Consider the following 21206-nt stretch of genomic DNA (forward strand, 5'->3'; position numbering starts at 1 on the left):
TCCCGATCGTCCGCTCCGACCGGTCACCGCATGCATACAAGATGCATCGATGAAGTGAGAGTAGGGTCACCGCGACTCCGAGGGCAAGGGCGGTGCGGTGACGGGGACCGGCGGGATGTCGGCGAAGGAGCGGGCGTACCGCGACACGAAGGCCCGCATCCTCGACGGGTCGCTCCCGGGTGGTGATCTCATCACCGAGGGCCAGGTCGCCGATGCGCTCGCGATGAGCCGTACCCCGGTGCGGGAGGCGTTCCTGCGCCTGGAGGCCGAGGGCCTGCTGCGGCTGTTCCCGAAGCGCGGCGCGCTGGTGGTGGCGGTGTCCCCCAGCGAGGTCGAGGCGGTGCTCGAGGCCCGGGAGCTCGTCGAGGGCCACGCGCTGACCAAGCTCTGCGGCTCGCCGGAGGCCGACCGCGCCGTGGTGGCCGACGCGCTGCACGAGGTGCTCGACATCCAGCGGGCGGCGCTGGCCGCGGAGGACGAGCCGGCCTTCGCCGAGGCCGACCGGCGCTTCCACATCACGCTGGTCGAGAGCGCCCGCAACATGATCCTGCTCGAGCTCTACGCCTCGCTGCGCGACCGGCAGCTGCGCATGAACCTCGGTTCGCTGGACCGCGGCCCCCACCGGCCGCACGAGATCCTCGCCCAGCACGAGGCGATCGTCGACGCGCTCGGCCGGGGCGTCGCCGACGAGGCCGTGCTGCGGCTGCGCGAGCACCTGGACGCCACGCGCGGCGCGGTGGTCGGTCGTACCGCCGGCGCCGGCGGCGCGAGCGCACTGGGCCGCTAGCGGCCGGTCCGCTCGTCCGGGCGGCCTGGGGGAAATCCCCCAGGGATCCCGGTGGGAATGTCCCCGTGGTCCGGGACGCCTCCGCGCTCCTAGCGTCGCCTCGCCGGGCGGTGCCCGGCCGCCCTCCCCGACCGGTCCGTCCCCGGACCGGTCCGGTGCAGGGCGCCCACTCACTGCGCGGAGGTGACCCGGATGCCGGGACTGACCCTGGCCGAGGCCCGTCGGATGCTCGACGCCGGCCTGGCGGAGGCGGACAGGATCGGCCAGCCGATGAACGTCGCGATCCTCGACGCCGGCGGCCACCTGCTGGCGTTCGCCCGCCAGGACGGCGCCATCCGGGCCAGCATCGACATCTCCCAACGCAAGGCCTCGACCGCGCTGCTCATGGAGGCCCCGACGGCCGCGCTTATGCCCCTGGTGCAGCCGGGCGCGGAGCTGTACGGCCTCGAGCAGACCGCCGGCGGGATGGTCGTCTTCGGCGGCGGCATCCCCGTGCAGCGCGACGGCGAGCTGGTGGGCGCCGTCGGCGTCAGCGCCGGTTCCGCCGAGCAGGACGTCCAGGTCGCCGAGGCCGCGGTCGCGGCCGTCAAGGCCTGATCAACCCCCCCATCCCGTCACGCCGCCACCCGACCCACCCCCGCCGACGTCGTGGTGCCCACCGCGACCACCTCGGTCAAGGAGAAGACGTCATGACGACGAACCCGGATCTGGCACCCGACCTGACCGCGGCGGACTACCCGCTCTCGGTCCACCGCCCCGAGCTGCTGCACACGCCCACCGGCAAGACCCTCGACGACCTGACGATGGCCGCGGTCGTCGCCGGGGACATCACGTCCGAGGACCTGCGCATCAGCCCGGAGACCCTGGCCCTGCAGGGCCAGCTCGCCGCGGCCGCCGGCCGCCGCCAGCTCGCCGAGAACTTCCAGCGCGCCTCGGAGATGACCACCATCCCGGACGCCGAGGTCCTGGAGATGTACAACTCGCTGCGGCCCAACGCCTCCACGGCGGCCCAGCTCGAGGAGATCGCCTCGAAGCTCGAGAACACCTACTCCGCCACCACGTGTGCCGCCCTCGTCCGCGAGGCGGCCCAGGTCTACGCGGCCCGCAACCTGCTCGCGGAAGAAGAATCCCCCGTCGCTCCGCTCGCCCCGCAGGAGGCCTGAGATGACCGCCGTAGCACCCCGCGCCGAAGGGACGGGCGCGTCCCTGACGACGTCCAAGCGCACCGAGGTCCTGGAGGACCGACCCGTCAACCTGGACGGCTTCGTCGAGGAGTGGCCCGAGAAGGGCCTCGTCGCGATGGAGTCGGACTTCGACCCGCAGCCGTCCGTGCGCGTCGAGGACGGCCGGATCGTCGAGCTCGACGGCCGCACCCGCGACCAGTTCGACTTCATGGACACGTTCATCGCCGACCACGCGATCGACGTCGACACCTGCGAGGCCGCCATGGCGACCGAGTCGGTGGAGATCGCGCGGATGATCGTCGACCCGCGGACCTCGCGCGCCGACGTCGTCGCCGTCGGCCGGGGCCTGACCCCCGCGAAGATCCTCGACGTCGTCAAGCTGATGAACGTCGTCGAGATCATGATGGGCATCCAGAAGACCCGCTCGCGGCGCACCCCGGCCAACCAGGCGCACTCGACGAGCGCCAAGGACAACCCGATCCAGGTGGCGGCCGACGCCGCCGAGGGCGCCGTGCGCGGGTTCGCCGAGCTGGAGACCACCCTCGGGGTCGTGCGCTACGCCCCGCTCGTGGCGATCGGCCTTCAGGTCGGCGGCCAGGTCGGGCGCGGCGGCGTGCTCACCCAGTGCGCGCTCGAGGAGGCCACCGAGCTCGACCTCGGCATGCGCGGCATCACCGCCTACGCCGAGACGATCTCGATCTACGGCACCGAGTCGGTGTTCGTCGACGGCGACGACACCCCGTGGTCGAAGGCGTTCCTCGCCTCCGCCTACGCCAGCCGCGGCATCAAGATGCGCTTCACGTCGGGCACCGGGTCGGAGGTGCAGATGGGCAACGCCGAGGGCCGCTCCATGCTGTACCTGGAGATCCGCTGCATCCTCATGGCCAAGGGCGCCGGGGTGCAGGGCCTGCAGAACGGTTCGATCTCGTGCATCGGCGTGCCCGGCGCGGTGCCGGGCGGCATCCGTGCGGTGGCGGCGGAGAACCTCGTCGCCAGCTGGATGGACCTGGAGTGCGCCTCCGGCAACGACCAGTCGTTCTCCCACTCGGCGATGCGCCGCACCAGCCGGCTGCTGCCGCAGATGCTGCCGGGCACCGACTTCGTGTGCTCCGGGTACTCCGCGGTGCCGAACAAGGACAACATGTTCGCCGGGTCGAACCTCGACACCGACGACTACGACGACTGGAACGTCATCCAGCGCGACATGCAGGTCGACGGCGGCCTGCGCCACGTCCGCGAGGACGTGATCCTGCAGGTGCGCAACAAGGCCGCGCGCGCCATGCAGGCGCTGTTCGCCGAGCTCGACCTCCCGCCGATCACCGACGAGGAGATCGAGGCGGCGACCTACGCCAACTCGAGCGACGACTACCCCGACCGCGACGTGCTCGCCGACCTCGAGGGCGCCCGCAGCGTCATGGAGCGGGGCATCACCGGCATCGACCTGGTGCGGTTCCTGGAGCGCGCCGGGTTCGGCGACGTCGCGGAGAACTACCTGCAGGTCCTGCGCCAGCGCGTCTCGGGCGACCTCCTGCAGACCGCCGCCGTCCTCACCGGCGACTTCACCCCGCTGGCGGCGATCAACGACGCCAACGACTACGCCGGTCCCGGCACCGGTTACCGCCTGACCGGCGAGCGGTGGGAAGAGCTCAAGAAGCTCCGCCACGTCACCTCCGCCGAGAACCCTGAGGAGGAGGTCGTATGACCGCCGCATCCGATCTGGCTGCATCTGGTTCGGCCGCACCCGTCGACTCCGTCCGGACACTCGCGCTCAACGAGGTCGGGCCCGCCGAGCGCGGCACCCGGCCCGAGGAGGTCGTCATCGCGCTGTCCCCGGCCTTCGGGGACCCGTTCACGAAGACGATCGTGGACGTGCCGCACGCCGAGGTGATCCGCCAGCTGCTGGCGGGCATCGAGGAGCGCGGCGGCGTGGCGCGGGTGATCAAGGTCTACAAGACCGCGGACCTCGCGGCGATCGCGCACCACGGGGCCAAGCTGTCGGGCTCGGGGATCGCGGTGGGCGTGCTGTCGCGGGGCACCACGGTGCTCCACCAGCGCGACCTGGCGCGGCTGTCGAACCTGGAGCTCTTCCCCCAGGCCCCGTTGCTCGACGCCGAGGTCTTCCGCATGATCGGGTCGAACGCCGCGCAGTACGCGCAGGGCCAGTCGCCCAAGCCGGTGCCGACGCGCAACGACCAGATGGCCCGCCCGCGCTGGCAGGCCAAGGCGGCGCTGCTGCACCTCAAGGAGTTCGAGTGCATCGACCACTCCCGCGAGGCGGTGGAGGTCGAACCGGTCATCACGAAGGTGGACTGAACGCGTGTCCCTCGTCGATCCTCCCGTCGCTGCGCTCGCCCTGGTGATCGGCGTCGACATCGGCAACTCCACGACCGAGGCGTGCATCGCCGACGTCGGTGACGGGGAGGTCGGGCGACTCGCCTCCTCGCTGACCCGGACGACGGGGGTCAAGGGCACCCCGGACAACACCACCGGTGCCGTCACGGCCGTCCGGCGGGCCCTCGAGGCCACCGGGCGGCCGGCCGGTGACCTCGCCACCGTCCTGCTCAACGAGGCCACGCCGGTGATCAGCGGTCTCGCGATGGAGACGATCACCGAGACGATCATCACCGAGTCGACGATGATCGGGCACAACCCCGACACCCCGGGCGGTGACGGTCTCGGGGTCGGGATGACCGTGTCCCTCGACGACCTGACGACCGTCGAGGAGGAGGTCCCGGTCGTCGTCGTGGTGGGGGCCGGCGCGGACTTCGACGACGTCGCACACGCCCTGAACACGGCCGGCGAGCGCGGCGTCGACGTCGTCGCGGCCGTGCTGCACGGCGACGACGCGGTGCTCGTCGTCAACCGCCTGACACGGCGGATCCCGGTGGTCGACGAGGTGTCGGCGGTCGACCGGGTGCCGCTGGGCATGCTCGCCGCGGTCGAGGTGGCCGCGCCCGGGCGCACCATCCGCACCCTGTCGGACTCCTACGGGCTCGCCTCGACGTTCGACCTGGACGCCGAGCAGACCCGCCAGGTGTCCCCGGTGGCGCGGGCGCTGTCGGGCAACCGGTCCGCGGTCGTCGTCCGCACCCCGGCCGGCGACGTCACCGACCGGCGCATCCCCGTCGGCACCCTGACCCTCTCCGGCGCCGGGCGCTCGCTCGACGTCGGCGTCGACGAGGGTGCGGACGCGATCATGGAGGCGATCGGGCGGGTCGCGCCGCTCGACGACGTCCACGGCGAGGCCGGCACGCACGTCGGCGGCATGCTCGCGAAGGTCCGCGACACGATGACCGACGTGACCGGGCAGCCGGCGTCGGAGATCCGGATCCGCGACGTCCTCGCCGTCGACACCCTCGTGCCGGCCGTGGTGCGCGGCGGGCTCGCGGGGGAGGTCTCGCGGGAGAACGCCGTCGCGCTCGCCGCGATGGTGCGCACCAGCCGCAGCCGCATGCAGGCGGTGGCCGACGCGCTGTCCGACGAGCTGGGCTGCGAGACGATCATCGGCGGCGTCGAGGGCGAGGTCGCCGTGCGCGGCGCGCTGACCACGCCGGGCACCTCGGTGCCGATCGCGATCATCGACATGGGCGGCGGCTCCACCGACGCCGCGCTGCTCGACCGGGACGGGACCGTGTCGGCGGTGCACGTCGCCGGGGCCGGGGAGCTGGTCACCAAGCTCATCGACTCGGAGCTGGGGCTCGAGGACCGGGACGCCGCGGAGTCGGTGAAGCGCCACCCGCTGGCGAAGGTCGAGAGCTTCTTCCACATCCGCCACGAGGACGGCACGGTGCAGTTCTTCTCCGATCCGCTGCCGCCGCACGTCTTCGCGAAGGTCGTCACCGTGACCCCCGAGGGCCTCGCGGCCGTGCCCGTGCGCGGCCCGCTCGAGGAGGTCCGGCGGGTCCGCCGCGAGGCCAAGCGCCGGGTGTTCGTCGTCAACGCGCTACGGGCGCTCGCGCAGGTCGCCCCGCAGGGCTCGCTGCGGCTGCTCGGCTCGGTGGTGCTGCTGGGCGGGTCGGCGCTGGACTTCGAGATCCCGGGCATGGTCGCCGACGCGCTCGCTCCCTACGGCGTCGTGTGCGGCATCGGCAACGTCCACGGCACCGAGGGCCCGCGCAACGCCGTGGCCGCGGGCCTGGTGGACGCGCACGCCGGCATGGTCGCCGGCCCGGCGCCCGAGAAGCTGCAGCGTCGGGCGGCTGCCTCATGAGCGGGATGACCAGTCCCCTGTCCGGGGTGTCGGTCCTGGGCGGGCCCGGCTGCCACGGCCGCATCGACCGTGCCGACGACCCCGCGCTGCCACCCGCGGTGCTCGTCACGGTGCACGACGACGCCCCGCCCGCCGTGGTGCGCGAGGTGTGCGCGGGCGCCGAGGAGCAGGGCATCCCCACGGCGATCCTGGCGCCGGTCGGGAGCGGGGGCGACGCCCTCGCCCGGCACGCGGCGGGCGAGTCGCGGCTCGAGGTGGGCGTGGGCATCGGGCCCGACGGGGCGGTGGTCGTGCGGCACGCCCTGGTCGCGGAGCCCGTGCTCCGGCTGGCCGGCGACGCCCCGGCGGGCCGGGTGCGGCAGGCGGGGGCCGACGCGGCGCGGATCGTCGCGGGGCTGCCGCTGCGGACCGCCGCTCAGGCGGAGGAGAGCTCCTCGTCCTGACTGTCCCACCCGTCGCCGTCGAGCTCGAGGGCGCCGCGCAGGGCGTCCTGCCCGGTCTCGATGCCCTTGCGCAGGACGTCCGGGTCGGTCTCGAGCGGGCTGATCGTGTCCGCGCCCGACGGCGGGCGGACCTCGAACAGGTAGGGCGGCTCGTCGGTGGGCGACGCCGTCGCGTGGGCGAGGCGGGAGTCGTCGGCGCGGCGGTTCTCCAGCCGGTTCCCCATCACGTGCACGAGTCCCGGCACGTTGACGGCGCCGAGGCGGGAGACCAGCGCCTTCTCCAGGCGGGTCGCGTCGACGGCGGTCTGGTCGGCGCGGCGGGTGCGCAGGACGAGCACGTGCGTGGCGCCCTGGGCGAGCGCGGTGCGGAACGGGATCGGCTCGGCGACGGCGGCGTCGACGTAGCGGCGTCCCCGGATCTCGACGGGCAGCCCCGCGAGCAGTGGCACCGCCGCGCTCGCGCGCAGGGCGAGCTGGAGGGAGGCCTTGTCGACGATCGTGTCGGCGAGGTCGACGGCCTCGCCGGTCTCGACGTCGGTGGCCACCGGGTGCAGCGGGACGTCGGCGTCGAGCACGGCCTGCCAGTCGACCGGGATGACCTTCTCGCCGACGGTGTGCACGAGGTACTCGACGTCGACGACGGGCTTGCCGCGCAGGCCGCGCCCGGGGTTGGTGACCCGCTCCATGAGCCCCGGGCGGTACCAGCCGGCGCAGCAGACCGCGGCCTGAGCGCCCACGAGCCAGCTGCCGGCCAGCGCGCCCGCCGAGGCGCCGTAGACGGCGTCGAAGCAGGTCGCGAGGCCGAGCTCCTCGAGCGCGAGCACCATCCCGCTCGAGTAGGTGGCCCGGCTGCCGCCGCCCTCGACGGCGAGCGCGACGTGGTGGCCGTCGGTCCTGTTGCTCGGGCAGGAACCCTCGGCGCTCCGGGCGGCCAGGACGTCGAGGACCGGATGGGGACGCACGTCGGCATCATGCCCGCTTCACCCGCGCCTCCACCGAACGGGCTACGTGAGCGAAATTCTCGGCTATAGCCGGGAATTCCACTCACGGACGGCGGGACAGCGTCACGCGGTCGATCTCGGTGCCGGTGTCGGTGGTGGCGCGGACGGTCAGGGTCGTCTCCCCGCCGCCGGCCGGCGGCGGGACGACGTCGACGGTGACGTAGGCGTAGTCCCGGTAGCGCGCCTGCGACCAGTCGACCTCGTCGGGCTGCTGCGCGTCCTCGCCGAGCGCCAGGTAGCTGGCCACGGTGACGCCGCTGTCGGGCCCCGGGTGGCCGCGGTGGCGGTCGGTCACGCCGTCGGGCCAGCTGTAGCGGGGCCGCCCGCCGGAGCCGACGCACACGTAGGTCGTGCCGTCGGTCTCCGGGCGCACGGTGGCGCCGTCGGGGGCCTGCACGACCGAGCGCCCGCGCCGGATCGGGTTCGTGCGCTCGTACTGGTGGTTGTGGCCCTGCAGGACGAGGTCGACCGAGAACTCGTCGCACAGCGGCGCCACGGCGGCGCGGACCCCGGCGTCGGAGGCGTGCGCCGTCGACGTCGCGAACGCGCAGTGGTGGAAGAACACGACGATCCAGTCGACGCCCGCGTCGGCGCGCAGCGCGGTCAGCGTCTGGCGCAGCCACGCCGTCTGCGCGCCGCCCGAGTAGCCCGCGTTGGTGGGGATCTCGGTCGAGAGGTCGTTGGCGTCCAGGCTGATCACGCCGACGGTGCCGTGGCGGAACGTGTAGACCGACGGGCACGCCGACGGGCCGGTGCGGGGCAGGTCGAGGCGCGCGGCGTGCCCGCCGTAGCCGTGGCTCGCGCCGCCGGCCCGGTTGTCGTCGTAGAGCGCCTCCATGTCGTGGTTGCCGGTGGCGAACATCCACGGGGTGGACGCGGCGCTGCGCTCGATGAGCCCGAAGTACGTCGTCCACACCGTCGGGTCGAAGCTCTCGAAACCGCTGCCGCCCGTGCTGCGCTCCGGGAGCCCTTCACCCGAGGGGTCGGCGTAGCAGATGTCGCCCGCGAGCAGGTGGAACGCCGGGCGCTGCCGCGCGATGCGGTCGACCATCGAGGTCGACGGCGTCAACGTCCGCCGGGTGTCGTCCGACGCGTAGTCGTTGGTGAACCCCTCCGCCCCGCTCGGCGGCAGGGTGTCGACGCCCTGGTCGGCGAACGCGGTGAAGCTCCACGGCGCCGTCGTGCCCGGGCCGGGTGCGGTGACGAAGTCGGCCTCCGGGGTCGTGGTGCCGTCGGGGAGGCGGAACCGGTAGCGGTAGCGCTCGCCCGGCGCGAGGCCGTCGGCCAGGGCGTGCACGAAGAACTGCTCGCTGCCGCGGATGGCGCCGTCGCCCTGCGGCACCCGGGAGACCAGCCGGCGCACGTCGACCGGGAGCGTCGTGCCGAACGCACCGTCGCGTCCCAGGTCGACCACGACCGGGCCCGGCGGCGGGGCGGTCAGCTCACCCGCGAACGCCATCTGGCGCTGCGGGTCGGCGCCGTAGGCCAGGTGGCGGCCGACGACGGCGACCGGCGTCTGCGCCGCGGTGGCGCACGCGGCGAGCGTCCAGGGCGCCGCGGCCAGACCCGTCGCCGCGAGCACGCCGGCCCCACCGCGCAGCGCGCTGCGGCGGCTCACCGGGTGGCGGCGCAGGAAGGAGGTGAGCCACTCGTGCTGCTCGGCGACGGTCATGCGGTCGGCCAGCTCGGCGGGGACACCGACGTCCGGTGCCTGGCCGCGGGGAGTCCGGGTCACGGGAGGCAGAGTCGTCCCCGCCGGCGCGCGGGACCACACGGGGTCTGGGCACGGAGCGAACCGCTGACGCTCCGCGAGGAACCGGGCGGATCGGCGCCGCCGGGCGGGGCCTCACGGTGATCGGCGAGACTGCCCGGGTGAGCCTCGCGACCGCCGTCCTGCGCCGGGCCATGCGCCTGCCCGCGCCCCGCACCTCCCGGGTCACGGTGGACCGCGACGTCGCGGTCCCGATGGCCGACGGCGCCGTCCTGCGCCACGACCACCACCGCCCCGCGGGCGTCTCCCGCGGACCCGTGGTGCTCGTGCGCAGCCCCTACGGCCGGGCCGGGTGGATCGGCGTCGTCTTCGGGCGCCTCGTCGCCGAGCGCGGCCTGCAGGTGGTGGTGCAGTCGGTGCGCGGCACCGCCGACTCCGACGGCGTCCTGTCGCCGTTCGACGAGTCCTCCGACGGCGGCGAGACCGTCCGCTGGGTGCTCGACCAGCCATGGTGCGACGGGCGGCTGGCCACCCTCGGGCCGAGCTATCTCGGGCTCACCCAGTGGGCCCTCGCGCCCGCCGCCGGACGCTCGCTGCGCGCGATGGGCACGCTGGTCACCGCGTCGTCGTTCCGGGACCAGACCTACGCCGGCGGGTCGTTCTCCCTGGACAACGCGCTGTCCTGGAGCGCGATGATGCGATCGATGGCGGCCGGGCCCTTCGCGCGGTCCACCCGGCTGCTGCGCGGGCGGAAGACCCTCGTCGACGCCCTCGACGTGCTGCCGCTGCGCGAGGCCGACCGGCGCGCCACCGGCGACCAGGTCGACTTCTTCCAGGACTGGCTGCGCGAGTCCGACCCCGGATCGGCGTACTGGGCCCGCCGCGGCTACACCGCCGGCGTCGCCGAGGTGGCCCGCGCCGACGTCGACGTGACGATGACCGGCGGCTTCCAGGACATCTTCCTGCCCTGGCAGCTCGCCGACCACGCCGCGCTGCGCGCCGCGGGCGCCCGCCCGCGCCTCGTCCTGGGCCCCTGGGTGCACACCTCCGGACCCGGCATCGCCGCCGGCCTGCGGGAGTCCCTGGCCGCGTTCGAGCGTGTCTTCGACGGCACGCACGGCAGCGGCGGGGTCGTCGCGGCCACCACCGAGGACGCCCCGGTGTCGGTGACGCTCTCCGGCGACGGTGGCGTCCGGCGTCTCGCCGACTGGCCGCCGCCCGACGCGGTCCACCGGACCTGGTTCCTGCGCGCCGACCACTCGCTGTCGGTGCAGCCGCCGCCCGACCGCACCGCGGGCGCCGTGCACTGGCCCGGCACGCGCATCGACTACGACCCGACCGACCCCACGCCCGCCGTCGGCGGCCCGATCCTCACCGGGCGGTCGGGGCCCCGCGACCAGACCGCGCTCGAGGCCCGCACCGACGTCGCCGTGTTCAGCTCCGATCCGCTCGCCGAGGACGTCGTCGCCCTCGGGCCGGTGTCGGCGACGGTGTTCCTGCGCGCCGAGGTCGAGCACCTCGACGTGTTCGTGCGGGTGTGCGACGTCGACCCCCGCGGCCGCTCGGTGAACATCACCGACGGCCTCGTCCGCCTCGCCCCCGACGACCCGGCGACCGCCGCCGACGGCAGCCGCGAGGTGGCCGTGGAGCTCTGGGACACCGGCCACCGCTTCGCCGCCGGGCACCGCCTGCGCGTGCAGATCTCCGGCGGCGCCCACCCCCGGTTCTCCCGCCACCCCGGGACGGGCGACCCGCTCGGCGAGGCCACGACGCTCGTGCGCCAGCCCCGCGAGGTGCTGCACGACGCGGCCCACCCGACGGCCGTCACGCTGGCCGTCGAGCCCCGCCACTAGTCGACCGGCGGCACCGCCCTGCTCCGACGGGGTGAGACACGATCGGTCCTGCCGACCGCGTCACACCGCCCGTCGGTCCCCGGGTGCTGCTGGCCGACGCCACCGGCTCCGGGCGTGCAGGTCCCGGGTCCGCTGTCGATCCTGGGGACATGGCCGTCCTGCCCTCCGAGCGGGCCGGCGCGGTGGCCGTCGACCCCGGGGGAGGGGTCACGGAGATCGCCCCGGCCCGGACGGAACCGTCCGCCTCCCCCACGACCGAGCGCCCCGCCACCCGTCCGCCGCGCCCCGTCCACGACGTGCGCACCACCGACGGCGTCCCGCTGCACGTCGAGATCCACGGCCACCACGGCCCGGTCGTGGTGCTCAGCCACGGCTTCACCGTCGACTCCGACGAGTGGTCGCCCCAGGTCGAGGCCCTGACCCACCGCGCGCGGGTCGTGACCTGGGACCAGCGCGGCCACGGACGCTCCGGGTGGGGCGATCCCGCGAACGCGACCATCGACCAGCTGGGGCGCGACCTCGCCACCGTCGTCGACGCCGTCGCCCCGTGCGGGCGGGTGGTGCTCGGCGGGCACTCGATGGGCGGCATGAGCGTGCTCGCGCTGGCCCGCCAGCACCCGGAGTGGTTCGGCACCCGCGTCGCCGGGGTCTTCCTCGTCGCCACCTCCGCCGGCGACCTCATCTCCGACGGGCCGCTCGGCGCCCTGCACGCGGTCGCGCGCCGCGCCGGGGTGCTGCCCGCGGTGCTCCAGGGGGCCCGGCTGGCCGCGCCGGTCGCCGACCAGCTGCCGTGGCGCGACTCCGCCCTCGGCCGCTGGCTGGTGCGCCGCATGGCGTTCACCGCCGACGCCTCCGACGACGACGTGCGCCGGCTGCAGGCGGCCACCGAGAGCCTGCCGCTGACGGTGACCTCGGCCTTCTCGTCGTCGCTGCTCTCCCACGACGAGACCGGCTCGCTGCCCGTCCTGGCGTCGGTGCCGACGACGGTGGTGACCGCCGCCGACGACCGTCTCACCCCGGCGACCCACGGCCGGCGCATCGCCGAGGCCCTCGGACCGCGGGCCCGCCTGGTGCTGGTCGACGGCGCGGGGCACGCGGTGAACTGGACGCACCACGACGTGGTCGACGCCGCACTGCTCGATCTGGTGGACCGGCTGCGTCACGCCTGACGGCCCGATGTGTGACCTCGGGGCGTACGGGGCACTGACACCTCACGAAGGCATTCTCCGGTTCAGACAGACAGCCGGGTCAGCTCACCGACAACGAGCGCCCCGTCTGACTGGTCTCCCGATCAGCCTGTCGGGGCCCCACCAGGGGTGACCGCATGGCTGGACGAACGACCGACTACGACGAGTACGTCCCGCTGCTCGCCGAGTACGCGGACCTGCCCGAGGACGACCCGCGCCGCGACCGGGTGCGCGAGAGGTTGGTCCACGGGTTCCTGCCGGTGGCGCGCAACATCGCCCGGCGGTTCGCCCGGCGTGGCGAGCCCACCGACGACCTCGAGCAGGTGGCCTCGCTGGGCCTGCTGCACGCCATCGAGCGCTTCGACCCGGGCCGCGAGCGGGACTTCCTCTCCTACGCCGTCCCGACGATCATGGGCGAGGTGCGGCGGCACTTCCGCGACTCGGCCTGGTCGGTGCGCACGCCGCGCAGCGTCAAGGACCGCTACGTCGCCGTGGGCTCGGCGACCGCGTCGATGTCGCAGCGCCTCGGACGGGCCCCGACGGCCGCCGAGCTCGCCGAGCACCTCAACATGACCCGGGACGAGGTCGCCGAGGCGATCTCGGCGCACGGCTCCTACCAGCCGGCGTCGCTGGACGAGTCCCTCGGCTCCGGTGACGACTCGGCCCTCGTCGACATCCTCGGGGTCGTCGACGGCGAGCTCGACCGGGTCGAGATCCGGTCGCTGGTCGGGTCCCTGGTGCGCGACCTGCCCGAGCGCGAGCGCACGATGCTCGCCCTGAGGTTCGTGCACGAGAAGACGCAGGCCGAGATCGCCGCGGTGCTGTGCATCTCGCAGATGCACGTCTCCCGGCTGCTCTCCCGCACCCTCGCCGCCCTGCGCGACCAGATCGAGCGCGAGACCACCGCGGAGCAGCTGGTCGCCGTCTGATCCGGTGGCGATCTCCCGGTCCACACGGCTCGCCCGGGCGCGCACCGTGATCGAGGGGTGGCCCGGGCGCGCCGGCACCCGGCTCGCCGAGGCCGCCTGGCGGATCGCGCTCGCCGCGCTCACCGCGGCGGTCTCGTGGGTGCTGGCCCAGCACCTGCTCGGCCAGCCGTCGCCGATCTTCGCGCCGATCGCCGCCGTCGTCTGCCTGACCGACGCGCCCGGGGTGCGCGGTCGCCGCGCCGTCCGGCTGCTCGCCGGGGTGTGCGTCGGCGTCGGCGTCGGGGAGCTCGCCGTCCGCGTCCTGTCCGGCGGCTGGCTGCAGGTGGGCGTGGCGGTGGCGGCCGGGATGCTCGTCGTGTCCCTCGGCAGCATCAACTCGCTCACGCTGCTCCAGGCCGGCATCGCGTCGCTGCTCGTCGTCGGCCTCGCGTCGCCCCAGACCGGGTGGACGCGCCTGCTCAGCGCCCTGATCGGCGGGGCGCTCGCGCTGCTGGTCAGCCAGGTCCTGGCCTCGCCCAGCCCGCTGCGCCTGCTCACCGACGCGGCGCGCGACGCGCTGCGCGTCCCCGCCGGGGCCCTCGGGGAGGTGGCCGGGGCCCTGCGGGAGCCGTCGGCGGCGCGGGCCGAGGCGGCGGTCGAGTCGCTGCGCGGGAGCCAGGCCCCGCTGGCGGCGTTCCTCGACGCGCGCGACACGGCCGGTGCCCTGGTGACGACGACGCTGCGCGGGCGCCGGGAACGGGCCAGGGTCACCGAGCTGTGCGATCGCCTCGCGGGCATCGAGTACGTGCACGCGAGCTCGGTGCTGCTGGCGCGCACGGCGGCCGAGGCGCTGGCCGACGGGGCCCGGTTCCCGGACCACCTGGTCCGCGGGGTCGACGAGCTCGCCGCCGCGGTGCGCGCCCTCGCCGCGGACCCCGCCGCACCCGACCCGCACGCCGACGACCCGGACGGACCCCGCCCGGCCCACGAGATCGCCGACGAGCTCGCGGCGACCCGCGCCGGCGGGCTCGACGACCGCGACGCCCAGCTCGCCGCCCAGCTGCACCTGCTGGCCGTCGACGTGGCGGCGCTGCTCGACCCGTCCCGGGTCCCGTCGGCGGCGTGATCGAGCGCGCCGTTTGACGCCGCGGGCGGCCGGACACCTCGGTCCCATGGCCACCACGCCCCTGCCCGCCCGCGAGATCTCCGCGTGGCACGACCCGGAGCACGCCGAGGAGCCCGACACCTATCCGGCCCTGCGCGGCGACCGCCGGGTCGACGTCGCGGTCGTGGGCGCCGGGATCACGGGCCTGACGACGGCGGTCCTGCTCGCGCGGGAGGGGCTGCAGGTCGCGGTGCTGGAGGCCCGCCGGATCGGCGCCGTCGCGTCCGGCAACACCACCGCCAAGATCTCGCTCCTGCAGGGCACGCGCGCCGCGACACTCGACCACCGGCACTCCCAGGAGACCGTCGACGCCTACCTCGCGGCGCACCGGGCGGGGTTCGACTGGCTGCTCGACCGCGCCCGGCACGCGGACTGCGACCTCGAGCGCCGCGCCTCCGTGACCTTCGCGACCGACGGGCGCTCGTCCGCCGCCGCGGAGACGATCCGGCGCGAGGCCGCGGTGCTGCGCCGCGCCGGGTTCCCCGCGCAGCTCGGGACCGAGGTCGGCCTGCCGTTCGAGGTCTCGGAGGCCGTGACGCTCGCGGACCAGGCGCAGTTCGACCCGATGCCCTACCTCGCCGACCTCGCCCAGGAGCTGCACGAGGGCGGCCACCACGTGTACGAGCACACGCGGGTGCGCAGCGTCTCGCTCCTCGGCGCGCCGCGGCTGCGCACCGAGCACGGCGAGGTCCGGGCCGAGCGCGTCGTCCTCGCCACCGGCGTCCCGATCCTCGACCGCGGCCTCTACTTCGCCCGCGTCGAGCCCAGCCGTTCCTACGCCCAGGCCGTGCGCGTCGACGGCCCGCTGCCCCCGGCGATGTACCTGTCGGCCGACCAGCCGGGGGTGTCGCTGCGCACCGCGGTGATCGAGGGGGAGGAGCGGCTGCTCACCGGCGGCTTCGGCCACCGGGTGGGCGCCAGCACGCCGACGTCGTCGCACGAGCAGGACCTCGCCGACTGGGCGACGCAGCGCTTCCCGGTCCGGGAGATCACCCACCGCTGGTCGGCCCAGGACTACCTGCCCGAGGACGGCCTGCCGTTCGTGGGTCCGATGCCCTGGCAGTCACGGGTCCTGGTCGCGACGGGGTTCGCGAAGTGGGGCATGACCGGCGGCACCGCGGCCGGCCTGGCCCTGCGCGACCACGTCGTGGGGCGCGCCAACCCGTGGTCCGGGGCGCTGCGGGCCGACCGCGCACCGGTCGCGTCCGCCCTGCCCGCGCTGGCGAGGGCGAACGGCCAGGTGGGGCGCTACCTGGCCACCGGCTGGGCCCGCCCGCACCTGCCGTCCGAGACCCCGCTGGCCGAGGGGGAGGGCCGGATCGAGACGACCCCCCGCGGCAAGGTCGCCCGCTGCCGCGTCGCGGGGGTCGAGCACGAGCTCGGCGCCGTGTGCCCCCACCTCGGCGGCATCGTGGCCTGGAACGACGCCGCGCAGAGCTGGGACTGCCCGCTGCACGGCTCCCGCTTCGCCCCCGACGGCAGCATCCTCGAGGGCCCCGTCACCGCCCCCATGGCCGACGCGCCCGGCCTCGCCCGCGTCGCGACGCCGCGCTCGCCCTGACCGCACGGCGTGACCGCACCGGGTGCAAGCCCTGCGTCCACGCTTTCACTGGGTGCCAGGAAATCCGCGTCGATCATGAACCTCGGTCGGGCCGTGGCGGGCGGCGCAGGCGCTGCTCGCGGGGCAGGTGCGTCTCGGGCGCCTGACGGCGCCGGACCGGCGGGCGGACGTCGTCGACGGGCACGTCGGCCGGTTCCTCGGGCGCCACGGGCTCACCGCCGACGTCGGCGGGCGTCTCCTCGGCGGCCGCGCCCCCGGCCCACCGGTGTCGTGTCAGCCAGCGACGCACGTCCGCACCTCCCGGTCGGTGTCCACTGTGGCCGTGGATCGCGTCGGACGCTACGGAGAAACGGGTGCGGGGGGAGTGGGGCCAGGTCCCCGTTCGCCTGGGGCATTCCCGACCGTCGGCGGGGTACGGCACCGTGTGCCCCATGCCCCCGGGTGCGGAGACCACCGACGAGACCGACGAGGAGCTGCCCACCTCCCTCGAGGACGCCGCCGACCTGCTCTACGGGGTGGGGCGCGAGGAGTTCATCGGGGTGCGCGACGCGCTGGTCAAGCAGGTCCGCGCCGCGGGCGACCGCGAGCTGGCCACCGAGATCGGCGGGCTGCGCAAGCCCTCGGTGGCGGCCTGGGTGGCCAACCGGCTGGCGCGCGAGTACCCCGACGAGGTCGAGGGCCTCGAGGAGCTCGGCGGGTCGCTGCGCGACGCCCAGGAGAAGCTCGAGGGCGACGCGCTGCGCCAGCTCTCCCGCCAGCGCCACGGGCTGATCAACGCGCTGGTCGAGCGCGGCCGGCGCATCGCCCGCGAGGAGGCCGTGCGTCTCGGGGACCCGGCCGTGCGCGAGCTCGAGAAGACGATCGGGGCCGCGCTCGCCGACCCCGCCGCCGCGCGGGCCCTGGCGGGCGGGCAGCTCGCCGGCGGGATGGAGGCCGGGCCGGGCCTCGGCGACGGCGGGATCAGCGCCGCGCTCGGCGGCCCCGCCTCGGGCGCCCGCTCCGCCCGCACGGCACGGCCGTCGCGGCCCTCGCAGCGCCGTCCCGATCGCCGGCCCCCGCGCGCGCCCCGCACCGGGGACGCCACGGCGCCCGAGCCCGAGGAGCAGGTCGACCGGGATGGGGAGGACCAGGAGCGCGCCGAGCAGGAGCGGCGGGAGCGGGAGGAGCGGGACCGCCGCGAGCGCGAGGAGCGCGAGCGTGCCGAGCAGGCCGCCCGCGAGACCCGCGAGCGCGCCGAGGAGGCCGCCGAGCTGGCCCGTCGCGCCGCCGAGGACGCCGACACGGCGACGGGCGGGGCCGAGGACGCCGACGCCGTCGTGAGCGACCTGCGCGCCCGGCTCGAGGCCGCCGAGGAGACCCGCCGGACGGCCTGGGACGCCGCCGACGCCGCCGCCCGCGAGCGCGACGCCCGTCGCCGGGAGGCCGACCGCGCCCGGGAGGACGCGGAGACCGCCGAACGCCACGCTCGCACGCTCGGGGTACAGATCTGACTCCGGGAGCCCCGACGCGGCAGGCTGTCACCATGAGCAGACCACTGCCACCGCCCGCGGACGGCGAGATCGAGAGGCCCCCGCTGATCTTCTCGATCGGCCACGAAGAGCTGATCGTCCGCCGGCGCTACGAGGTGGCGTCGATCGTCAACGACATCCTCATCGCGCTGTGGTTCCTCATCGGCAGCATCCTGTTCTTCTCGGAGGCCACCACCTACGCGGGCACCTGGTTCTTCGTCGTGGGCAGCATCGAGCTGCTGCTCCGCCCGGGGATCCGCCTGGCCCGTCGGGTGCATCTCCAGCGCATCCCCGGCTCCGAGGGCGTCCCGACCGGGAGCAGCCCCGACTTCTGAACGTTTCGCCGCGGCGCGAGCCGGGTGACTGGGTGGACGTGACCACCGAGCACACGGCCCGAGAGGCCGGCGAGGCCGTCGAGGACGCGGCCGAGGAGGCGGTCGACCGCACGCTGCACGGCGGCGGCGACGCCCCGAGCCGCCTCGTGGAGCTCCTCGGGCGCGCGGGCCTGATCGCGTACGGCGCGGTCCACCTGCTCGTCGCCGGGCTGGGCCTGCGGCTCGCGTTCGGCGCCCGTGCCGCCGAGGTCGACCAGCAGGGCGCGGTCGCCGCCGTGGCCTCGGTGGGCACGCTCGGGACGCTGCTGCTGGTCGTGTTCGTCGCCGGACTGGTGGCGTTCGCGGCCTGGCAGATCGCCGCGACCGTCGCCGGGTTCCGCTGGGTGTCGGGCGGCGAGCGCTTCCGCAAGCGGGTCGGCGCGGCGTCGAAGGCGGTCGCGGTGCTCGCCGTCGCGCTCGCGGCCGCCCGCAGCGTGCTGGGCGACCAGCAGAGCGGCCGCGCGGGACCCCAGAAGCTCGTGACGTGGCTCCTGGCGCTCCCGGCCGGCAACCTGCTGGTGGCCGCGGTCGCGATCACCGTCATGGTGATCGCGGGCACGATGGTCTACACCGGCGTCGCCCGGACCTTCATGGGTGACCTCGTCGACGACATACCGGCCGGGGCGCGGCGTGCCGCGGTGGTGCTCGGCGCGGTGGGCAACGTCGCCCGGGCCGCCGCGTTCGGCGCCGTCGGCGTGCTCTTCGCCGTCGCGGCGCTGCGCGGCGACCCCGCGCGGGTCGGCGGGCTGGACGCCGCCCTGCGCGAGCTCGTCAGCCGGTGGCAGGGCGTGAGCCCGCTCGTGCTGATCTCGCTCGGGATCGCGGCGTTCGGCCTCTACTGCGTCCTCGACGCCCGCTACCGCCGCGCCTACTAGGCGCGCGCGGCCAGCCGGTCGAGACGCCGGGGCGTCGGCCACTTGACGTGGCTGACCCAGCCGAGCTTCTCGAAGATCCAGATCAGGCGCGCCGAGATGTCGATCTGGCCGCGACCGACGCCGTGGCGCGCGGAGGTGGGGTCGGCGTGGTGCAGGTTGTGCCACGACTCGCCCATGCTCGGGATCGAGAGCAGCCAGACGTTCGTCGAGCGGTCACGCGCCCGCCAGGGGCGCTCGCCGACGAGGTGGCAGATCGAGTTCGTGGACCACGCCACGTGGTGGGTGAGGCCGATGCGCACGAGGCTCGCCCAGAAGAACGCGGTGAGCGCACCCCACCACGACCACGTGATGAGCCCGCCGAGCAGCGGCGGCGCGAGCAGGCTGATCACCGTGAGCGGTGTGAACCAGCGGTTGACCGCGCGCATGTCCGGGTCGGCGAGGAGGTCCGGGGTGAACCGCTGCTGGTTGGTCAGCGAGCGGTCGAAGATCCAGCCCATGTGCGCGTGCCAGAAGCCGCGCACGAGCGCCACCGGCGAGGTGCCGAACGCCCAGGGCGAGTGCGGGTCGCCCTCCTTGTCGGCGAACAGGTGGTGCCGGCGGTGGTCGGCGACCCAGTGCCGGATCGGCCCCTGCACCGCCATGCTCCCGGCCACGCCGAGGGCGATCCGCAGGGCGCGCTTGGCGCGGAACGCGCCGTGGGTGAAGTACCGGTGGAACCCGACGGTGACGCCGAGCATGGTCAGCACGTAGAAGAGGGCGGTCAGCCCGACGTCGATCCACGTCAGCCCCCAGCCCCAGGCCAGTGGCACGGCGGCGATGAGGGCGATGAAGGGCACGAAGGCGAACAGGTAGACCATCACGTGCGGCGCGATGTGGCGCACGTGGTCGGACAGGTCCCCCTGGGGGGACGCGGGAGTCGGTGTGGCGGGCGGGTCGGCGGGGGGCGAGGCCGGACCGGACGTCATGCGGAGGTGCTCCCGGGGGGTGCGGCGGGTCGTGGCCGACGGGATCGTCGACCAGGTGGTGGATGCCGGATTTCTACCCTGACACGGGCCCGGCGGTCCCCGCGCTGCGGGAGTGCGGGGACGCGCGGCCGCCGGACGGGTTTCGCCCGGTGGCCACTCGACGCTCACCCGGACGCACCGTCCTGGTGCAGCCGATCGGTCAGCTCGCCGGGACGCCTCCGTAGCCGGTGACCGCGAGCTCGAGACGGCCGTCACGCACCCTGGTGCGGAACGTCGGCTGCGGCGCGGTGGCCGGGCCGTGCACCACCGACCCGGTGTCGAGCCGGAAGACGCTGCCGTGCCAGGGGCAGACGACGCACTCGGGCCCGTCGCCGTTCGTGATCCGGCCTTCGTGCAGCGGGGCCGAGGCGTGGGCGCAGCGGTCGGCGAGGGCGTGGATCCGCTCGCCGCGACGCACGACGAGCACGCCGACGTCACCGACGATCCGCCGCGTCGGCTCGCCCTCGGGCAGCTCGTCGACCGTGCCGACGTCGGTCCAGTCGCCCGGCGCGATGTGCGGGTAGCCCTCGGCGTGGTTGGCGCCCATCGCCTGGTGGTAGGCCATGTGTCCACCGAGGGTGGCACCGGCCGAGCCGACGGCCAGCGCGGCCCAGCCGAGCACCGCGCCCCGGAATCCGCGTCCCCGGGCCCGCGCGGCCAGGGAGGCGGCGTAGCCCGTGAGCATCACGATATTGGCGGCGGCGTGCACGACCCCGACGCGCTGCTGCTCCTCGTGCCCGTCGGCGTAGTCCGCCCAGCCGGCCGCCGCGGTCGGCACCGCGGAGACCAGCCCGAGCGCGATGAGGACGGTCGCCGGCCTGCGGGTGCGCGGCGCGACGTCGAGGACGCCCGCCGAGACGAAGCTGCCGAGCGAGAGCTGCGCGAGCACCGGGTGCAGCGGGTGCCCCATCCACACCCCGTGCAGGGCGTCCTTGACGTCCTGGCGGCGCAGGAGCTTGTGGACGAGGTCGCGCGCCGGGGCGGCGACCTTGTCGAGTGCCTGGGTGTTCGCGAGACGGTCGATGTCGTCGAACGGGCGCATGGGGGTCCTCCCGGGCGGTGGTGGTGCCCGGGTTTCGCCGATCTCCACGGTCGGGCAAACCCGAAGGCTCCAGGAACACGGGCGACGAACGGAGCGAGGCGGTGACCGGAAGCCCCGGCGCACCCGCGAGGACTACGAGCGCGGGCTGCCCGACTACCACGACCCGACGGCCGGCTTCGGCGGCGCGGCGCCGACCTACAGCGCGCTGACGCTGCGGGCGGTGCTCGCCGTGTTCGGGCTGCTGACCTCCCTCGCGGGCGTCGTGATCTTCATCCTCGTGCTCTGGCTCCCGTGGGCGGCGACCGCCTTCGGGGTCGTCGCGGCGGTCTGCGTCGTCGACCTCGCGTGGGTGCTGCACCGCAAGAGGCGCGGCGAGCCCGGCTAGACGGCGTG

At 75.1% G+C, this 21206-nt stretch carries 21 protein-coding genes; 16 read left to right on the plus strand and 5 right to left on the minus strand.

Features of this window, described 5'->3' with window-relative positions; translation table 11 throughout:
* The first annotated feature begins 97 nt into the window (after positions 1 to 97).
* The 7 genes from PH191_RS17595 to PH191_RS17625 all read left to right on the plus strand — a co-directional run bounded on the left by PH191_RS17595 (position 98) and on the right by PH191_RS17625 (position 6624).
* Positions 98 to 787 carry a GntR family transcriptional regulator gene (locus tag PH191_RS17595; RefSeq protein ID WP_274195924.1) on the plus strand — a complete coding sequence of 230 codons (690 nt, stop codon included), beginning with the start codon at positions 98 to 100 and terminating at the stop codon, positions 785 to 787.
* A 192-nt stretch (positions 788 to 979) separates the two neighbouring features.
* A complete protein-coding gene (locus PH191_RS17600; protein ID WP_274195925.1) occupies positions 980 to 1384 on the plus strand; it encodes a GlcG/HbpS family heme-binding protein in 405 nt (134 codons plus the stop codon).
* Positions 1385 to 1476: 92 nt separating this feature from the next.
* Positions 1477 to 1950, plus strand: a complete 474-nt coding sequence (locus tag PH191_RS17605; protein ID WP_274195926.1) for a diol dehydratase small subunit — start codon at positions 1477 to 1479, stop codon at positions 1948 to 1950.
* Between the two features lies 1 nt (position 1951).
* On the plus strand, positions 1952 to 3673 hold the full coding sequence (locus tag PH191_RS17610) for a propanediol/glycerol family dehydratase large subunit (RefSeq protein WP_274195927.1): 1722 nt from the start codon (positions 1952 to 1954) through the stop codon (positions 3671 to 3673).
* Positions 3670 to 4284: a propanediol/glycerol family dehydratase medium subunit gene (locus tag PH191_RS17615; RefSeq protein WP_274195928.1), complete on the plus strand. Its 615-nt coding sequence runs from the start codon at positions 3670 to 3672 to the stop codon at positions 4282 to 4284. Before PH191_RS17610 ends, PH191_RS17615 begins: the two co-directional genes overlap by 4 nt.
* A 4-nt stretch (positions 4285 to 4288) precedes the next feature.
* Positions 4289 to 6181 carry a diol dehydratase reactivase subunit alpha gene (locus PH191_RS17620; protein WP_274195929.1) on the plus strand — a complete coding sequence of 631 codons (1893 nt, stop codon included), beginning with the start codon at positions 4289 to 4291 and terminating at the stop codon, positions 6179 to 6181.
* 5 nt (positions 6182 to 6186) lie between these two features.
* Entirely contained in the window at positions 6187 to 6624 is a 438-nt protein-coding gene (locus PH191_RS17625; RefSeq protein WP_274195930.1) for a glycerol dehydratase reactivase beta/small subunit family protein, read from the plus strand.
* Here PH191_RS17625 and PH191_RS17630 read toward each other — a convergent pair.
* The gene (locus tag PH191_RS17630; protein WP_274195931.1) at positions 6597 to 7586 is read right to left on the minus strand and encodes a patatin-like phospholipase family protein; all 990 of its coding nucleotides are present in this window, start codon (positions 7584 to 7586) and stop codon (positions 6597 to 6599) included. The two genes, PH191_RS17625 and PH191_RS17630, sit on opposite strands and share 28 nt — an antisense overlap.
* 82 nt (positions 7587 to 7668) lie before the next feature.
* The gene (locus tag PH191_RS17635; RefSeq protein WP_274195932.1) at positions 7669 to 9360 is read right to left on the minus strand and encodes a metallophosphoesterase; all 1692 of its coding nucleotides are present in this window, start codon (positions 9358 to 9360) and stop codon (positions 7669 to 7671) included.
* 137 nt (positions 9361 to 9497) lie between these two features.
* Here PH191_RS17635 and PH191_RS17640 point away from each other — a divergent pair, with 137 nt between their 5' ends.
* The 5 genes from PH191_RS17640 to PH191_RS17660 all read left to right on the plus strand — a co-directional run bounded on the left by PH191_RS17640 (position 9498) and on the right by PH191_RS17660 (position 16010).
* A complete protein-coding gene (locus PH191_RS17640) occupies positions 9498 to 11189 on the plus strand; it encodes a CocE/NonD family hydrolase (RefSeq protein ID WP_274195933.1) in 1692 nt (563 codons plus the stop codon).
* 149 nt (positions 11190 to 11338) lie between these two features.
* Positions 11339 to 12358, plus strand: coding sequence for an alpha/beta fold hydrolase (locus PH191_RS17645; protein ID WP_274195934.1), 1020 nt, complete (start codon positions 11339 to 11341; stop codon positions 12356 to 12358).
* Positions 12359 to 12513: 155 nt separating this feature from the next.
* On the plus strand, positions 12514 to 13305 hold the full coding sequence (locus tag PH191_RS17650; protein ID WP_274195935.1) for a SigB/SigF/SigG family RNA polymerase sigma factor: 792 nt from the start codon (positions 12514 to 12516) through the stop codon (positions 13303 to 13305).
* 4 nt (positions 13306 to 13309) lie between these two features.
* Positions 13310 to 14410 (plus strand): FUSC family protein, encoded by a 1101-nt coding sequence (locus PH191_RS17655; RefSeq protein WP_274195936.1) that lies wholly within the window; start codon positions 13310 to 13312, stop codon positions 14408 to 14410.
* Positions 14411 to 14456: 46 nt separating this feature from the next.
* Complete coding sequence (locus tag PH191_RS17660) at positions 14457 to 16010, plus strand: FAD-dependent oxidoreductase (RefSeq protein ID WP_274195937.1); 1554 nt, start codon at positions 14457 to 14459, stop codon at positions 16008 to 16010.
* Between the two features lie 73 nt (positions 16011 to 16083).
* Here the strand turns inward: PH191_RS17660 and PH191_RS17665 are convergent, their stop codons facing one another.
* The gene (locus PH191_RS17665; RefSeq protein WP_274195938.1) at positions 16084 to 16299 is read right to left on the minus strand and encodes a hypothetical protein; all 216 of its coding nucleotides are present in this window, start codon (positions 16297 to 16299) and stop codon (positions 16084 to 16086) included.
* 142 nt (positions 16300 to 16441) lie between these two features.
* Here PH191_RS17665 and PH191_RS17670 point away from each other — a divergent pair, with 142 nt between their 5' ends.
* From PH191_RS17670 to PH191_RS17680, 3 genes are read left to right on the plus strand one after another with little or no spacing between them, the layout of a single operon-like run.
* A complete protein-coding gene (locus PH191_RS17670) occupies positions 16442 to 17500 on the plus strand; it encodes a hypothetical protein (protein WP_274195939.1) in 1059 nt (352 codons plus the stop codon).
* Between the two features lie 32 nt (positions 17501 to 17532).
* Positions 17533 to 17853, plus strand: coding sequence for a YrhK family protein (locus PH191_RS17675; protein WP_274195940.1), 321 nt, complete (start codon positions 17533 to 17535; stop codon positions 17851 to 17853).
* Positions 17854 to 17885: 32 nt separating this feature from the next.
* Positions 17886 to 18767, plus strand: a complete 882-nt coding sequence (locus tag PH191_RS17680) for a DUF1206 domain-containing protein (RefSeq protein WP_274195941.1) — start codon at positions 17886 to 17888, stop codon at positions 18765 to 18767.
* On the opposite strand, the gene PH191_RS17685 is transcribed toward PH191_RS17680, so the two are convergent.
* A complete protein-coding gene (locus tag PH191_RS17685; RefSeq protein ID WP_274195942.1) occupies positions 18764 to 19732 on the minus strand; it encodes an acyl-CoA desaturase in 969 nt (322 codons plus the stop codon). The genes PH191_RS17680 and PH191_RS17685 overlap by 4 nt on opposite strands.
* Before the next feature lie 199 nt (positions 19733 to 19931).
* Entirely contained in the window at positions 19932 to 20813 is an 882-nt protein-coding gene (locus PH191_RS17690) for a Rieske (2Fe-2S) protein (RefSeq protein ID WP_274195943.1), read from the minus strand.
* Positions 20814 to 20958: 145 nt separating this feature from the next.
* On the opposite strand from PH191_RS17690, the gene PH191_RS17695 reads away from it, so the two are divergent.
* Entirely contained in the window at positions 20959 to 21198 is a 240-nt protein-coding gene (locus tag PH191_RS17695) for a DUF6343 family protein (RefSeq protein WP_274196180.1), read from the plus strand.
* Positions 21199 to 21206 lie beyond the last annotated feature (8 nt).

This window comes from Actinomycetospora callitridis, from assembly GCF_028737265.1.
GTDB classification, from domain to species: Bacteria; Actinomycetota; Actinomycetes; order Mycobacteriales; family Pseudonocardiaceae; genus Actinomycetospora; species Actinomycetospora callitridis.

Coding starts and splice junctions, on each gene's coding strand:
- PH191_RS17600 (WP_274195925.1), top strand. CDS start 980: ATGCCGGGACTGACCCTGGCCGAGGCCCGTCGGATGCTCGACGCCGGC.
- PH191_RS17605 (WP_274195926.1), top strand. CDS start 1,477: ATGACGACGAACCCGGATCTGGCACCCGACCTGACCGCGGCGGACTAC.
- PH191_RS17610 (WP_274195927.1), top strand. CDS start 1,952: ATGACCGCCGTAGCACCCCGCGCCGAAGGGACGGGCGCGTCCCTGACG.
- PH191_RS17615 (WP_274195928.1), top strand. CDS start 3,670: ATGACCGCCGCATCCGATCTGGCTGCATCTGGTTCGGCCGCACCCGTC.
- PH191_RS17625 (WP_274195930.1), top strand. CDS start 6,187: ATGACCAGTCCCCTGTCCGGGGTGTCGGTCCTGGGCGGGCCCGGCTGC.
- PH191_RS17645 (WP_274195934.1), top strand. CDS start 11,339: ATGGCCGTCCTGCCCTCCGAGCGGGCCGGCGCGGTGGCCGTCGACCCC.
- PH191_RS17650 (WP_274195935.1), top strand. CDS start 12,514: ATGGCTGGACGAACGACCGACTACGACGAGTACGTCCCGCTGCTCGCC.
- PH191_RS17660 (WP_274195937.1), top strand. CDS start 14,457: ATGGCCACCACGCCCCTGCCCGCCCGCGAGATCTCCGCGTGGCACGAC.
- PH191_RS17670 (WP_274195939.1), top strand. CDS start 16,442: ATGCCCCCGGGTGCGGAGACCACCGACGAGACCGACGAGGAGCTGCCC.
- PH191_RS17675 (WP_274195940.1), top strand. CDS start 17,533: ATGAGCAGACCACTGCCACCGCCCGCGGACGGCGAGATCGAGAGGCCC.
- PH191_RS17685 (WP_274195942.1), bottom strand. CDS start 19,732: ATGACGTCCGGTCCGGCCTCGCCCCCCGCCGACCCGCCCGCCACACCG.
- PH191_RS17690 (WP_274195943.1), bottom strand. CDS start 20,813: ATGCGCCCGTTCGACGACATCGACCGTCTCGCGAACACCCAGGCACTC.